15 protein-coding genes and 1 riboswitch are annotated in these 14,454 nt (G+C 69.9%); of the genes, 10 read left to right on the forward strand and 5 right to left on the reverse strand.

What is annotated here, in order from left to right:
• Positions 1 to 158: 158 nt before the first annotated feature.
• Positions 159 to 1,340 carry a 4-hydroxybenzoate 3-monooxygenase gene (locus IG75_RS0107170; RefSeq protein WP_030520366.1) on the reverse strand — a complete coding sequence of 394 codons (1,182 nt, stop codon included), beginning with the start codon at positions 1,338 to 1,340 and terminating at the stop codon, positions 159 to 161.
• Positions 1,337 to 2,578, reverse strand: a complete 1,242-nt coding sequence (locus IG75_RS0107175; RefSeq protein ID WP_051714298.1) for an MFS transporter — start codon at positions 2,576 to 2,578, stop codon at positions 1,337 to 1,339. Before IG75_RS0107175 ends, IG75_RS0107170 begins: the two co-directional genes overlap by 4 nt.
• A 124-nt stretch (positions 2,579 to 2,702) precedes the next feature.
• On the opposite strand from IG75_RS0107175, the gene IG75_RS0107180 reads away from it, so the two are divergent.
• Positions 2,703 to 3,611: a LysR family transcriptional regulator gene (locus IG75_RS0107180; protein WP_030520368.1), complete on the forward strand. Its 909-nt coding sequence runs from the start codon at positions 2,703 to 2,705 to the stop codon at positions 3,609 to 3,611.
• A gap of 25 nt (positions 3,612 to 3,636) precedes the next feature.
• On the opposite strand, the gene IG75_RS0107185 is transcribed toward IG75_RS0107180, so the two are convergent.
• Complete coding sequence (locus IG75_RS0107185) at positions 3,637 to 4,293, reverse strand: CoA transferase subunit B (protein WP_030520369.1); 657 nt, start codon at positions 4,291 to 4,293, stop codon at positions 3,637 to 3,639.
• Positions 4,290 to 5,036, reverse strand: coding sequence for a CoA transferase subunit A (locus tag IG75_RS0107190; protein WP_030520370.1), 747 nt, complete (start codon positions 5,034 to 5,036; stop codon positions 4,290 to 4,292). Before IG75_RS0107190 ends, IG75_RS0107185 begins: the two co-directional genes overlap by 4 nt.
• Positions 5,037 to 5,184: 148 nt before the next feature.
• Here IG75_RS0107190 and pcaH point away from each other — a divergent pair, with 148 nt between their 5' ends.
• The 9 genes from pcaH (at position 5,185) to IG75_RS0107235 (ending at position 14,159) form a co-directional block, all read left to right on the forward strand.
• A complete protein-coding gene (pcaH, locus tag IG75_RS0107195) occupies positions 5,185 to 5,907 on the forward strand; it encodes a protocatechuate 3,4-dioxygenase subunit beta (protein WP_030520371.1) in 723 nt (240 codons plus the stop codon).
• Positions 5,900 to 6,523, forward strand: coding sequence for a protocatechuate 3,4-dioxygenase subunit alpha (gene pcaG / locus IG75_RS0107200; RefSeq protein WP_030520372.1), 624 nt, complete (start codon positions 5,900 to 5,902; stop codon positions 6,521 to 6,523). Before pcaH ends, pcaG begins: the two co-directional genes overlap by 8 nt.
• A 4-nt stretch (positions 6,524 to 6,527) precedes the next feature.
• Complete coding sequence (locus IG75_RS0107205) at positions 6,528 to 7,886, forward strand: lyase family protein (RefSeq protein ID WP_156058687.1); 1,359 nt, start codon at positions 6,528 to 6,530, stop codon at positions 7,884 to 7,886.
• A gap of 42 nt (positions 7,887 to 7,928) precedes the next feature.
• On the forward strand, positions 7,929 to 9,161 hold the full coding sequence (pcaDC, locus tag IG75_RS0107210) for a bifunctional 3-oxoadipate enol-lactonase/4-carboxymuconolactone decarboxylase PcaDC (protein ID WP_036512258.1): 1,233 nt from the start codon (positions 7,929 to 7,931) through the stop codon (positions 9,159 to 9,161).
• A complete protein-coding gene (locus IG75_RS0107215) occupies positions 9,158 to 9,937 on the forward strand; it encodes an IclR family transcriptional regulator (protein WP_030520375.1) in 780 nt (259 codons plus the stop codon). The genes pcaDC and IG75_RS0107215 overlap by 4 nt, the downstream gene beginning before the upstream one ends.
• An 18-nt stretch (positions 9,938 to 9,955) precedes the next feature.
• A complete protein-coding gene (locus tag IG75_RS0107220; RefSeq protein ID WP_030520376.1) occupies positions 9,956 to 11,167 on the forward strand; it encodes an acetyl-CoA C-acetyltransferase in 1,212 nt (403 codons plus the stop codon).
• A 456-nt stretch (positions 11,168 to 11,623) separates the two neighbouring features.
• The gene (gene ligD, locus IG75_RS0107225) at positions 11,624 to 12,562 is read left to right on the forward strand and encodes a non-homologous end-joining DNA ligase (protein ID WP_030520377.1); all 939 of its coding nucleotides are present in this window, start codon (positions 11,624 to 11,626) and stop codon (positions 12,560 to 12,562) included.
• Between the two features lie 92 nt (positions 12,563 to 12,654).
• Positions 12,655 to 13,401, forward strand: coding sequence for a histidine phosphatase family protein (locus tag IG75_RS0107230; RefSeq protein WP_162183777.1), 747 nt, complete (start codon positions 12,655 to 12,657; stop codon positions 13,399 to 13,401).
• Between the two features lie 68 nt (positions 13,402 to 13,469).
• A riboswitch (FMN riboswitch) is annotated at positions 13,470 to 13,635 on the forward strand.
• Between the two features lie 77 nt (positions 13,636 to 13,712).
• Positions 13,713 to 14,159: a 6,7-dimethyl-8-ribityllumazine synthase gene (locus IG75_RS0107235; protein WP_030520379.1), complete on the forward strand. Its 447-nt coding sequence runs from the start codon at positions 13,713 to 13,715 to the stop codon at positions 14,157 to 14,159.
• Between the two features lie 68 nt (positions 14,160 to 14,227).
• On the opposite strand, the gene IG75_RS0107240 is transcribed toward IG75_RS0107235, so the two are convergent.
• The gene (locus tag IG75_RS0107240) at positions 14,228 to 14,431 is read right to left on the reverse strand and encodes an SDR family oxidoreductase (protein WP_030525788.1); all 204 of its coding nucleotides are present in this window, start codon (positions 14,429 to 14,431) and stop codon (positions 14,228 to 14,230) included.
• Positions 14,432 to 14,454 lie beyond the last annotated feature (23 nt).

Below are 14,454 nucleotides of genomic sequence, written 5' to 3' on the forward strand. Positions count from 1 at the left end.
GGAACTCCTGAAGTGCGGTGTCGTGCGTAGGAGAGAGTGGCCGCGAGGACGAGTATCCTCGCCGCACCCGCCGGCGGTGTCGATTGCGCCCCATCCGGCGGCGCGAACCGGGACCGGCTGTGTGCTCGCGCGGAAATCCGGCGGGCGAGCGGTCGGGGTCAGGCCGCCTGCTGCCACCCGGTATAGGCCTCCGCCAGATAGGCGGCGCCGTGCCGGGAACCGGTGACCAGCGCTAGTTCGCCGCGCTGCCGTGCGATATCGAACGGCGACGCCCCCTCCACGGAGTGGAGCATGGTGGTCATCCAGTAGGAGAAGTGCTGGGCCTTCCATACCCGGTCGAGAGCCCGCTCGGTATACCGGTCGAGGGCCTCGTCCCCGGCGCCGGCAAGGAAGTCGATGATCGCCTCGTGCAGTACGCGGACATCCGCGAGCGCCAGGTTGAGCCCTTTGGCACCGGTCGGCGGTACCGTGTGCGCGGCATCGCCGGCCAGCAGCAGCCGCCCGTAACGCATCGGGGCGGTGACGAAGGAGCGGAACGGCAGCACCATCTTCGCGCTGATCGGCCCCTCCTGGATCTCGAAACCGTTCCCGTTCACCCGGCGGCGCATCTCCGCCCAGATCCGGTCGTCGTCCCAATCCTCGGGCCGCTCGCCGGGTGCGCACTGGAAGTACATCCGCTGCATCGTCGGCGTGCGCTGGCTCACCAGCGCGAAGCCGTGCTCGGACTGCGCGTAGATCAGTTCCGGATGCGAGGGCGGTGCCTCGGCGAGGAACCCGAACCAGGCGAACGGGTATTCGCGGAACCATTCACCGCGGGTCCCGGCCGGGAAGGCCTTGCGGCAGATGGACCGGGAGCCGTCGGAGCCGACCACGAGGTCCGCCTCGATCCGGCCGGGGCTGCCGTCGGAGTCGATGAAGGACACCACGGGCCGTGCGCCGGAGGTGTCGACCGCGGTATCGGAGACGCCGTAGCGCACATCGCCCCCGTCGGTCTCCCGGCGGGCCGCCAGATCGGCGAAGACATCATTCTGCGGGTACAGCCAGACGGATTCGCCGACCAGTTCCTGGAAATCGATGCGGTGGTTCTCACCGCCGAACCGGAACACCACACCGTCGTGCCGGTCGCCGTCGGTGATCACCCGATCGGACACCCCGGTGTCGACCAGGGTGCGCACCGATCCCGCTTCGAGGATTCCGGCGCGGATCGTGGTGGCGATATCGTGCCGGCTGCGGATATCGATGACCACCGAGTCGATTCCGGATCGGTGCAGCAGATGGGAGAGCAACAGCCCGGCCGGGCCCGCCCCGACAATCGCTACCTGGGTCCGAGTGGTGGTCACAGTGCGTACTCCTTCGTATCGTCGGGTCCGGTGAGGGGCGCCGGTGCCTTGGCTTCGGAGTGCCGGGCGGCCAGGCGGGGAACCGTCGCCAGTGCCAGCAACCCGATGGCGGCGACCACCGCGAAGAAGTAGAAGCCCCACGGATGAGCGGAACCGGCCACGATGAGGGCACCGGTGATACTCGGCCCGAAGATGGCGCCCAGGCGGCCGACCGCGGAGGCGAGACCGAGCGCGGTCGCGCGGACCTCGGCCGGGTAGGCCTGGGTGACGTAGGCGTAGACGAGCACCTGGGCCGAGAAGACGAAGATGCCGGTCACCAGTACCAGCGCATTGAGCAGCACTGTACTGGGCACCTTGATGCTCAGCAGCGCCAGCAGCACCGCGGCCGCGCCGAACCAGACCAGGATGGTCGGTTTGGTGCCGCGCCGGTCGGCCAGGGTCCCCGCGACGATCAGGCCGATGATGGCGCCGATGTTCAGCACCAGCAGCAGGGTCAGCGAGGTGGACATATTGTAGCCGGCGTCGCGCATCAGTTTCGGCAGCCAGGTGTTGAGCCCGTAGACCAGCAACAGTCCCATGAAGGAGCCGACCCACACGCCGAGAGTCGTGCGCAGGTACTTCGGCTGCAGGACCACGGTGGGGCCGACACGTTCGGTTTTGCCCTGGGCCGCCAGATAGGCATCCGATTCGGGCAGCTTCCACCACATCAGCGGCAGCAGCAGGAATCCGGCGATACCGCCGGCATAGAACAGGATTTCCCAGTTCGGCACGAGCCAGAGCGCGAACAGCGAGGCCAGGACCGCGCCGAAGTGATAGCCGGTCATGGTGAAGGTGCTGGCGAAGGCCCGGCGCGAGGCGGGCATGTGCTCGGCCATGAAGGTGAGCGCGGTCGGCATACAGGCGCCCAGCCCGAGCCCCGCGAGCAACCGGAAGGCACCGAACACTGCCACCGACCCGGCCCACGGCACCGCGATGGTGAACACCGAGAACAAGGTGATCGAGGCCAGCAGCACCGAGCGTCGGCCGTAGCGGTCGGCGAGCGGACCGACTCCGGCGGCACCGATGGCGACGCCGACCAGGGAGATGGTCGCGGCGAAGGTCGCGCCCGACGCGGTGAACCCGGCGTGGTTCTCGTCGATCAGGGTCGGAATGACCGCGCCGAGGACGACGAGGTCGTACCCGTCGAGGAGCACGGTGAGCCAGCACAGCGCGGCCGGCCACGACAGCAGTTTGTTCATGATGGGGTTCTCTTCTGATCTTCGGGTCGCCACGATGCGACCCGGCTTGTGACGGCACTCACGCTAAGCTCCGCTTCCTCAGAAATCCAATAGATGATTTTCTGAAGTGGAATAGAGGAGATCTATGGCATCCGATGTGGACCTCAATCTGGTTCGGACATTCGTCCTGCTCTACGAGACGCGCAGTGTCACGGCCGCGGCCGATCTGCTGGGCGTGACCCAGCCGACCGTCAGCTACGGGCTGGGCAAATTGCGTAGGCGGCTCGACGACGAACTGTTCGTCCGCGGGCCCGGCGGGCTGGTCCCGACCTCGGAATCCGAACGGCTGTACCCGCCGCTGCGCGCCGCACTGGCCGAGGTCACCGAAACACTGGGCGCGAGCACGGACTTCGATCCGGATCGGCCCACCCGCTTCACCCTCGGCCTCTCGGATCTGGGTGAGGTGACGGTGCTGCCGCTGGTTCTGGCCGAACTCGCAACCCAGGCGCCGCAGGCGGGTCTGCGGGTTCAGGCGTTCGACCTGGACACCGCGACCGATCGGCTGGCCCGCGGTGAGATGGACGCCATCGTGGCCAGCCCGGTCCTCGATTCGCCCCGACTGCGCCGGACCCCCCTGTTCACCGAGGGATACGCGGGTATGGTCGCCGCCGATCACCCCCGGCTGGGCACCGGCACCCCGACGCACGCCGATCTCGAACGAGAGCGGCATGTGGTGGTGGACGGCGGCAGCGGCCATCTGGGTCCCCGCCGGGCGCTGGTCGAACATCGGCTGGAAAGCCGCATCGCGGTCCGGGTCACCCGGTTCGCGACGCTGCCGTACGTGGTGCAGGACAGCGAACTCGTCGCGATCGTCCCGGAGCGGGTCGCTCGCGCGCTGGCCCGGACCCATTCCGTGCGCATCTTCGCGCTGCCCTGGTCCATCGAACCGGTCGAGGTGGCCGCCTACACCCGGCACGCGCCCGGACGCAGCGCCGCTCAGCGCTTCTTCCTGGAGGTGATCCGGACGGCCATGGACAAACTGCCGGCCCTGTGAACAGGCCGAACTCACGGCATCGCCCTCAGCCGACCCGTTCGACCAGTGCATCGTCGACCTCGACCACCGCCCCCGTGGCCGCCCGGACTTCGGCGATGGTGACCCCGGGAGCGGTTTCCAGCAGCACCAGTCCACGCTCGGTCACGTCGAGCACGGCCATATCGGTGATGATCCGGTCCACACAGCCCAGACCGGTCAGCGGCAGCGTGCACTCTTCGACGATCTTGGGCTCCCCCGACCGCGAGACGTGGTCCATCATCACGATCACCCGCCGGGCACCGTGCACCAGGTCCATGGCGCCGCCCATCCCCTTGACCATCTTGCCCGGAATCATCCAGTTGGCCAGATCACCGCGCACGCTGACCTGCATGGCGCCCAGCACCGCCACATCCACCTGGCCGCCGCGGATCATGCCGAAGGACTGCGCGGAATCGAAGAACGAGGCGCCGGGCAGCACGGTGATGGTTTCTTTGCCGGCATTGATCAGTTCGGGATCGAGTTCGTCCTCGGTCGGATACGGGCCCACCCCGAGGACACCGTTCTCCGAATGCAGTACGACGGTGATGTCGCCGGGCAGATAGTTGGGCACCAGCGTCGGCATCCCGATGCCGAGGTTGACGTACTGGCCGTCTTCGAGTTCGGCGGCGACCCGGGCCGCCATCTGTTCGCGGGTCAGCGTCATGCGCGCACCGTCCTGTTCTCGATTCCTACTTCGACCTTCCCGGCGGGGACAACCCGCTGGACCTGGATCCCCGGGGTGTGCACCTGGTCGGGGTCCAGTTCGCCGGGTTCCACCAGATGCTCCACCTGGGCGATGGTGATCCGGCCGGCCGCGGCCGCGGGCGGGTTGAAGTTGCGGGCGCTGGCGCGATAGACGAGGTTGCCGTGCCGGTCACCCTTCCAGGCGTGGACCAGCGCGTAGTCGGTGACGATCCCCCGCTCGAGCACATAGGTGACGCCGTCGAACACCCGGGTCTCCTTCGGCGGGGAGGCCACCGCGATCCCACCCGCGCCGTCGTAGCGAAGCGGAAGTCCGCCCTCGGCGACCTGGGTTCCGACCCCGGCGGGGGTGAAGAACGCCGGAATACCGGCGCCCCCGGCCCGCATCCGCTCGGCGAGGGTGCCCTGTGGGGTCAGTTCGACCTCGAGTTCGCCGGACAGGTACTGGCGGGCGAATTCCTCGTTGGCGCCGACATAGGAGCTGATGGTGCGGCGGATGCGGTGCGCCGCGAGCAACACACCGAGGCCGAAGCCATTGGTCCCGCAGTTGTTGCTGACGACCTCCAGGTCGGTGGCGCCCTGTTCGAGCAGCGCGTTGATCAATATTTCCGGGATCCCGACCAGTCCGAATCCACCGACGGCCAGGGACGCGCCGTCGGGGATATCGGCGACCGCTTCGGCGGCTGTGGCAATGACTTTGTCCATCACGCGGTCCACAGTAACCAGATTTGTGCGGAATGTGAACTCATGTGCGTATAGTGAACGCAGCGCACGGTGATTGATCCCGCCCGAACCGGGTCCTATGCTGTTCGCATCCCGTAGCAATGTCCACATCCCGAACGCGAGGTCGCGCATGCTCCAACTGCCCCCGCGGTACCGCGGTATCGACAAGGACGAGGAAGCACCGCTCGACTTCGCCGATTACCGCACCACCGCCCTCCGTCACCCGAAACAGCCGCTGATCCTGCTCCCCCAGCGACTCGGCGAACTCACCGGTCCGGTGCTCGGCGAAGGCCGGGTCGCCGCGGCGGACGCCGACCTGACGCTGACCCGCGGCGGCGAGGCGGCCGGGCAGCGCATCGTCGTCCACGGCCGGGTCCTCGACAGTGACCGCAAACCGGTACCGAACACCCTGGTCGAGGTCTGGCAGGCCAATGCCGCTGGGCGCTACCGGCACCAGGGCGACCAATGGCCGGCCCCGCTGGACCCGCATTTCGACGGCGTCGGCCGGGTACTCACCGACAGCGACGGACACTACTCGTTCACCACGATCAAGCCGGGCATCTATCCGTGGCGCAACCACCACAATGCGTGGCGCCCCGCGCATATCCATTTCTCGCTGTTCGGGCGCGCCTTCACCCAGCGCCTGGTCACCCAGATGTATTTTCCGGACGACCCGATGTTCTTCCAGGACCCGATCTACAACTCGGTTCCCGACGGCGCCCGCCAGCGCATGGTGAGCGCATTCGACTACGAGGCCACCACCGACAACTGGGCGGTGGGCTACCGGTTCGACATCGTGCTGCGCGGCCGCGACGCGACCCCGTTCGAGGAGGACGACGACCACGATGAATGACACCGATTTCGCCCCCCGCTATCCGGTGACCGCCGGCGATTTCACCACGGCGGAGTTCGGCCCCACTCCGTCGCAGACCGTGGGCCCCTTCCTCCACATCGGACTGCCCTGGCCGGACGGCCCCGATGTGGTGGCCCCCGGCACGGACGGCGCCATCACCGTCACAGTGACAGTCCGCGACGGGGGCCGGACCCCCGTCGCGGACGCGCTCGTGGAGATCTGGCAAGCCAATCGCGAGGGCGTATTCCAGCATCCGGACGACCCGCGCCCGCAGACCGACCCCGGTTTCCGCGGATTCGGCCGGTGCCCCGCCGACCCGACCGGTACCGTCCGGTTCACCACGGTGAAACCCGGGGCCCTGGTCGGCGACGGGGAAACCGAAGCGCCCCATCTGAACGTGTCGATCTTCGCGCGCGGCATGCTCAACCGGTTGGTCACCCGGCTCTACTTCGCCGACGAAGAGTCCGCCAACGCCGCCGATCCCGTGCTGTCCGCACTCCCGGCGGCCCAGCGGCACAAGCTGATCGCCACCGCCACCGCCGAGGGTTACCACCTCGACATCGTCGTACAGGACGCCGATCCGGACGGCGCCGAGACGCCGTTCTTCCACTTCTAGGAGGATCCGAGTGCCGCGTGGAGAGCTGTTCGATCCGCTTTTCGGGGCGGCCGAGCTCGGCGCCACCCTGTCCGACCGCGCCTGGATCACCGCACTGATCCAGGTCGAGTGCGCGCTGGCCCGCGCCCAGGCCGCCACCGGGGTGCTCGACGAGGAATACGCGAACGTCATCGACGCGGCCGGACCAGAGTTGGCCGGACGACTGGACCCCGAGCAGCTCGGCGGTGCCGCGGTGGCCGGCGGCAACCCGGTCATTCCGCTCGTCGGCGAACTGCGCCGGGCCTGCGCGGCGGCGAATGTGCCACCGGCGGCCGTCCACAAGGGCGCCACCAGCCAGGACATCCTCGACAACGCCCTCTCGCTGCTGGCCCAGCGGGCCGGCACACTGGTCGTCGACGACCTGCGCGCCGCGGCGGACTCCGCCGCGACCCTGGCCCGCGATCACCGGGACACCCCGATGGCCGCGCGCACCCTCGGTCAGCAGGCGCTGCCCACCACCTTCGGTGCGCTGGCGGCCGGCTGGTGCGCCGCACTCGACCGGGCGGCGGGCTCGGTCACCGCCGCGCTGGCCGACCTGCCGGTCCAGTTCGGCGGTGCCGCGGGGACTCTCGCGGCGCTGTACCCGCACGGTCCGGCGATCGCCGACGCGCTCGCGGCGGAACTGGGGCTGGCGCCGCAGCGGGTGCCGTGGCACACCGACCGCACACCCCTCGCCGAACTCGCCACCGCCCTGGGCGTGGCCGCCGGCGCGGTGAGCAAGATCGCCACCGATATCGTGGCGCTGTCCGCTACCGAAATCGGTGAGGTGAGCGAGGATTCGCCCGGCGGTTCGTCGGCGATGCCTCATAAGCGGAACTCGGTGGCCGCGATCACCGCGCGCGCCGCCGCCCGGCGTGTCCCCGGGCTGGTCGCGACCGCGCTCGGCGCGATGGACCACGAAATGCAGCGGGCCGCCGGAGCCTGGCACGCCGAATGGGAAACTGTCACCGACTTGCTCCGCCTGACCGGCGGCGCCGCCCACCGGCTGGCCCAGAGCCTGACCGGGCTGCGGGTCGATCCCGCGGCGATGTCGCGCAATCTCACGGTCACCGGCGGGTTGCTGCTGGCCGAGCGGGTGACCGCGGCACTGTCCGAACACACCGAGCGGGCGCGCGAGATCGTCACCGCCGCGGCCACCGCCGACCCACCGGCATTGGACAGCGACCCCGAGATCGTCGCATACCTCGGCGCGGACCGGGTCCGGGAACTGCTGGACCCCGCCGGATATCTGGGCCATGCGGCCGATTTCGTCACGCGGGTCCTCGGCGAACGCGGTGACGAGGTCGACGGTCCGGCCACCCACGAAACCGCCGGGCCACAGTAACCCGGGGACGCGACCGAGAACGAACCGAACGGAACAGGTGATATGGCGTCGACCGCAGCGGATCCGACCACGAGCGTCGAACTCTCCTACCGGGCTTTCGGCCCCACCGGTGACGCGCCGACCGTAGTCCTGCTGGGCTCGCTCGGTTCGGACCGGTCCATGTGGGACCCGCAGATCGCCGCGCTGGCCGCCGGCCACCGGATACTCGCGGTCGAGCTGCGCGGGCACGGCGAATCCCCCTCTCCGGCAGGCGATTACACCGTCGCCGAACTAGCCGGTGATGTACTCGCGCTGCTGGACCGGCTGGGCCGCGACGCGGTGCACCTGGTCGGGTTGTCGCTCGGCGGTGCGGTCGCCCAGCGGATCGCCGCCTACCATCCCACCCGGATCCACACCCTCACCCTGCTCTGCACCGCCGCGAAATTCGGTACCCCGCAGACCTGGCTCGACCGGGCTGCCGCGGTACGCGCCGAGGGCACCGGATCTCTCGCCGAAGCCGTGGTGGGCCGCTGGTTCACCGCCGGCCTCGCCGCCCGGGACCCCGAACTCATCGCCCGCAGCCGGGCTATGGTCGCCGCCACGCCGGACGCGGGCTACGCCGCCTGCTGTGTCGCCCTCGCACAGTGGGACGGGCGCCCCGATCTCGCCCGGATCACGGCCCCCACCCTGGTGATCGCCGGTGCCCAGGACCCGGCCACCACACCCGGCGATATGCGCGCCCTCGCCGACGGGATCGCGAATTCCGTACTGCACGTGCTCGATCCCGCCGCCCACCTGGCCAATGTCGAACAGGCCGGACAGGTGTCGGCGCTGATCACCGCGCATATCGCCGGCCGGAGTGAACGCACCGCGGCATTCGAGCGGGGGATGCGGATGCGGCGCGCGGTACTCGGGGACGCCCACGTCGACCGCGCCGTGGCCGGAACCACCGAATTCACCGAGCCGTTCCAGGATTTCATCACCCGCACCGCCTGGGGCGATATCTGGAGCCGGCCCGGCCTGGATCAGCACACCAGGCGGCTGCTCACCCTCGCTGTACTCACTGCCGTGGGCAACACCCACGAGCTCGATATGCACATCCGCGCGGCACTGCGGGCCGGGCTCGAGCCGGCCGAGCTCGCCGAGGTGTTCCTGCACACCGCGGTCTACGCGGGTGTGCCGAACAGTAACCTCGCCTTCGGACTCGGCAAGGCGGCACTGGCCGACGGTGTCGGGTCCCGCCCGGCCGACGACACCGCGGCCGGACCCGCCGACGAGGAAACACATCGATCATGACCGAACCCTCACCGGACTACGTGCAGTCGCTGGGCCGCGGCCTCGCCGTGATCCGCTCCTTCGACGCCGGCCATCCCCGGCGCACGCTCAGCGAGGTCGCCAAGGCCACCGACCTGACCCGGGCGACCGCGCGCCGCTTCCTGTTGACCCTGGTGGAACTGGGCTACGTGCGCACCGACGGCTCACTGTTCTGGCTCACCCCCCGCGTACTGGAACTCGGCTACAGCTATCTGTCGAGTCTGAGCCTGCCCGAGGTCGCCGGGCCCCATCTGGAGAGCCTCGCCAACCAGGTACACGAATCGACCTCGGTCTCCATCCTCGACGGTGAGGACATCGTCTATGTGGCCCGCGTACCGGTGAGCCGCATCATGACCGTCTCCATCACCATCGGGACGCGCTTCCCCGCCTACAGCACCTCGATGGGCCGGGTACTACTGGCCGGGCTCCCCGAGGCGGCGTTCGAGGAGTACCTCGCGAAAGTGAGCCTCACCCCGCTCACCGACCGCACCGTCCTCACCGCCGACGAACTGCGCGAACAGGTACACCGCACCCGGGAATCCGGCTACTGCCTGGTCGACCAGGAACTCGAGCAGGGGTTGCGCTCGATGGCCGCCCCCATCCGCGACCACACCGGCACGGTGTGCGCCGCGGTGAACATCTCCACCCACGCCGCCCGGTACACCGCCGCGAGCGTACGGGCCGACCTGCTGCCCCCGCTGCTGGCCACGGCCGCGGCCATCAGCACCGATCTCGCGCAGGTACAGAACCGCGCCTGAGTACGACGAAGGAATGCCATGATCGACGCCGTCATCTGCGAACCCCTGCGCACCCCGGTGGGCCGGTTCGGCGGGGTGTTCAAAGATGTCGCCCCGGAAACCCTGGCCGCCGGCCTGATCACCGAACTCCTCGACCGCACCGGCCTGTCCGCGGACCAGATCGACGACGTCGTCCTCGGCCAGGCCTCCCCCAACGGCGAGGCGCCGGCGATCGGCCGGATCGCGGCGCTGGACGCCGGGCTCGGCGTCGAGGTGCCCGGCCTGCAGGTCGACCGGCGCTGCGGCTCGGGACTACAGGCCGTCCTGCAGGCGTGTATGCAGGTCGCCACCGGCGGCAGCGACCTGGTGCTGGCCGGCGGTACGGAATCCATGAGCCGGGCCGAGTTCTACGCCACCGATATGCGCTGGGGCGTCAAAGGCGACGGTATAGCCCTGAGCGACCGGCTGGCCCGAGCCCGGATCAGCGCGGGCGGCAGCAATTTCCCGGTCCCGGGCGGCATGATCGAAACCGCGGAGAATCTACGCGCCGAATACTCCATCGGCCGGGCGGAGCAGGACGCGCTGGCGGTGCAGTCGCACCAGCGGGCCGTCGCCGCCCAGCAGGCCGGCCGCTTCGCCGACGAGATCGTCGGGGTGGCGGTGCCACAGCGGAAATCGGACCCGATCCTGGTCGACACCGACGAACACCCCCGCGCCGACACCACCGTGGAAGCCCTGGCGAAACTGCGCCCGATCCGCGGCGGTGTCGATCCCGACGCCACTGTGACCGCCGGTAACGCCAGCGGTCAGAACGACGGGGCCGCGCTCTGTATCGTCACCACCGCCGCCCGCGCCCGCGCCCTGGGCCTGCGGCCACTCGCCCGCCTCGCCTCCTGGGCCGCCGCCGGAGTACCGCCGCGCACCATGGGTATCGGTCCGGTGCCCGCGACCGAGAAAGCCTTGGCGCGAGCGGATCTGACGCTCGACGATATGTCGGTCATCGAGCTGAACGAGGCATTCGCCGCGCAGACCCTCGCGGTCCTGCGCAACTGGAAGATCGAGCCCGACGACGAACGCCTCAACCCCAACGGTTCGGGAATCTCCCTGGGTCACCCGGTGGGCGCCACCGGCGCCCGCATCCTCGCCACCCTGCTGCGCGAACTGGACCGCCGCGAGGGCCGCTACGGCCTGGAAACCATGTGCATCGGCGGCGGGCAGGGACTGGCGGCGGTTTTCGAACGCATCGCCTAGGGCATTCGCACAGGTAGCATCCCGAGGACCGGACAAGCCGTTGCCGGCCCCGAGCCCGGCCTGGGCTCGGGGCCGTAGAGCCGTTGGCGGGGCAGCGCCGGGCGTCGGCTCAGGACCACGGGCGGACGGTCTCATAGCGCGGGGCGGATGTAGGACGGGTTTCCGAATGCCGCACCGAGACCCGACCCGAAAGCCCGATCCGGTTCCCGGATCCTCGACCGGCTTGGAACGCAACCCCGCGTGTCTGCCCGGCCACCGGGTGTACACGCCGTATTCTGCGCCCGACCAGGCTTTATCCGGCTTCGTCGAGCGGGAGGTAGGCATGGCGGGCGAGTTCGAACGCGGCCGGGGCAGGGCCGCGGCACTGCGGTGGCGCCCGAACGCGCCCGGGGCCGTGGCCGCCGGCCGGAGCACCGGCCACTGAGCCCCGCGGACCGGGCGGCGGTCCCGGCGCCGATGCTCGCCACCTCGGGCCGCCCGCCGGACGGCCCGGACTGGGCGGTGGAGATGAAATGGGACGGGGTCCGCGCCATCGTGATCTGCGCGGGCGCGGACTGCCGCCTCTACAGCCGCAACCGCCGCGAGATCACCGGCTCCTATCCCGACCTGGTCACCGCCCTCACCGGCCACCTCGGTGGCCGGGACCTGGTGCTCGACGGCGAGATCATCGCCCAGACCCCGGCCGGTGTGCCGTCGTTCCGCCTACTGCAGCGCCGTATGCACGTGGTACGGCCGGGCCGGGCGCTGATCGGTGCGGTACCGGTACAGCTGTTCCTGTTCGACATCCTCGCCGACGCCGGTGCGGACGTGACCGGGCTGAGCTACCTCGACCGTCGCGACCGCCTGCAGGCGCTCGCACTGGACACCGCGCCGGTGCAGACTCCGCCGTACTGGGTGGACGCCCCCGCCGACCGGTTGCTCGCCGCGGCACGGGACAACGGGCTGGAAGGCATCATCTCCAAACGCCTCGACTCGACCTACCTTCCCGGCAGCCGCTCCCGGTCCTGGATCAAGACCCCGATCCGCAAGACCACCGAGGCCGTCGTGGCCGGCTGGACCGCCGGCACCGGCTCGGCGGGCGCGACCTTCGGATCGCTGATCCTCGCCGCCCACGACGCCGACGGACGGTTGGTGCACATCGGCAATGTGGGTACCGGGTTCACGACGGCCGCGCGCCGGGCGCTGCGGGCCAGGCTCGACGAGATCGCCCGCGCCGAGGCGCTGTTCCCCCTGACCCCGGGACGCTTCGGCCGTCCCGGGACCCCGCATTGGGTGGATCCGGTGCTCGTCGGCGATATCGAGTACCGCGAGTACACCGGCGAAGGGCTCCGGCATCCGAGTTGGAGAGGCCTGCGCACCGACAAGACCCCGGACGAGGTGGGCATGCCCGCGTAATGCCGGATCCGCGTTTCGCGATCGGCCCGTGCCTCCGCCGCGGTATCCCGGAAATTCCGGCACCACGGCGTCTCCCGGTACATCCTCTGGGTATGAGCACGCAGCCGACCACCGATCCCGAAACTTCCGATGCGCCCGATTATTCCGCTACGCATCTGGACCACCCCAGCCCCCGCCTGCTCTACGCGGTCCGGCACGGCCAGAGCACCATCAATGCCGGTATCCGGCCCGCGACCCCCGCCGAATCCGACGATATGGTCATCGAGCTGACCGATCTCGGAAAGCGCCAGGCGGTCGCCCTCGGGCGATGGGCTGCCGCGCTGCCGCCGGAGCAGCTTCCGGAAATCGTCCTGTGCTCCCCGTATCGCCGGGCCGTACAGACCTGGCAACTCGCGGAAGCCGAACTCCGGGCGGCCGGCGTCGCGCTGCCCCGCCGGGTGACCGACCCGCGTCTGTACGACCGGTTCCGCGGCACGCTGGCCCATATTCCCGTCTCGGAGGTCCGGGAGCGCTACCCCGAGCAGTACGCGGCCGAACAGGCCGACCCGCTCGGTTACCGGCCGCCCGGCGGCGAATCCTTCCACGATGTCGCCGCCCGGATGACGGGGGTGCTCGATCGCATCGCCGCCGATACCCGGCATCGCCGGGTCCTCATCGTCGCGCACGACGCGGTGATCCTGCTGCTGCGCCGCCTGCTCGAGCACCTCGACGACGCCGGGACGCTCGCCGTCGCCGCCCAGGGGTTGGCCGGAAACGCCTCGGTCACCGCATGGGCCGAGGAGGCCGGCGGCTACCGCCTGCTGTACTACGACCACCGCGCGCATCTCCCGCACACATGACCGCCCGGGGCCGGGTGGACAGCCACCGGGTTGTCCCGGGGTCGCGGCATTGTTACTGTCCGTTTCGTACACGTTCTCAGGGCGGGGTGGAATTCCCCACCGGCGGTCATGGCATCCGGTCGGATCCGGTGCACGAGCCCGCGAGCGCCACGGTGTCCTCGGACGCCGTGGGTCGAGCAGATTCCGGTGTGATCCCGGAGCCGACGGTCACAGTCCGGATGAAAGAGAACGCGGCACCGGAGTGCCCGCCCGCGGGTGTCTCCTGTTCGCGTCGTCATGCCCTGGGTGACACAGCGAGCAGGAGGAACAGAATGTCACCCACACCGAACCGCATCGCACTCGTCGCCGCCCGGTGGCACGCCGAGATCGTCGGCCGGGCCGTCGCGGCCTGCCGAGCCGGGCTCACCGAACGCGGCATCGTCGATATCGAGGTGTTCGAAGTCCCCGGCGCCTTCGAAATCCCGTTGCGGATCAAACAATTGGCCACCACCGGCCGGTACGCGGGCATCGCGGGCTGCGCCTTGGTGGTGGACGGCGGTATCTACCGGCACGACTTCGTCGCGGCGACCGTGGTGGACGCGCTGATGCGGATACAGCTCGACACCGATGTACCGGTCTTCTCGGCGGTTCTGACCCCGCATCACTTCCACGAACACGCCGAGCATCTGGAGTACTTCACCCGCCACTTCGAGATCAAGGGCGCGGAACTGGCCGCCGCCATCGCGGCCACGGTGACCGCGGCCCCGATCCCCGTCTGACCCGGATGCCGGACGCCGCCGGGTGGGCCGACCCCCGGCGGCGTTCCGGTCATCGGAATCGGCAGTTCTCAGAGCTGCGAACCACCGCCGTCCACGACGAGTTCGGCACCGGTCGTGTAGATGGCGTCGAACGCGAGGAACAGCACCACCCGGACGACTTCGGCCGGGGTTCCCCTGCGCGACATCGGGTTGTCCGCGGCCATCTGTGCCTTCGACTGCTCCGCCGCGTCGCGGAGCGTCGACTCCGGAGCAACACGCCGCGCACTGGGCATCGGGGGCGGCTCGGTCGCCGGAC

The organism is Nocardia rhamnosiphila NBRC 108938 (assembly GCF_000720425.1).
Classification (GTDB): Bacteria; Actinomycetota; Actinomycetes; order Mycobacteriales; family Mycobacteriaceae; genus Nocardia; species Nocardia rhamnosiphila.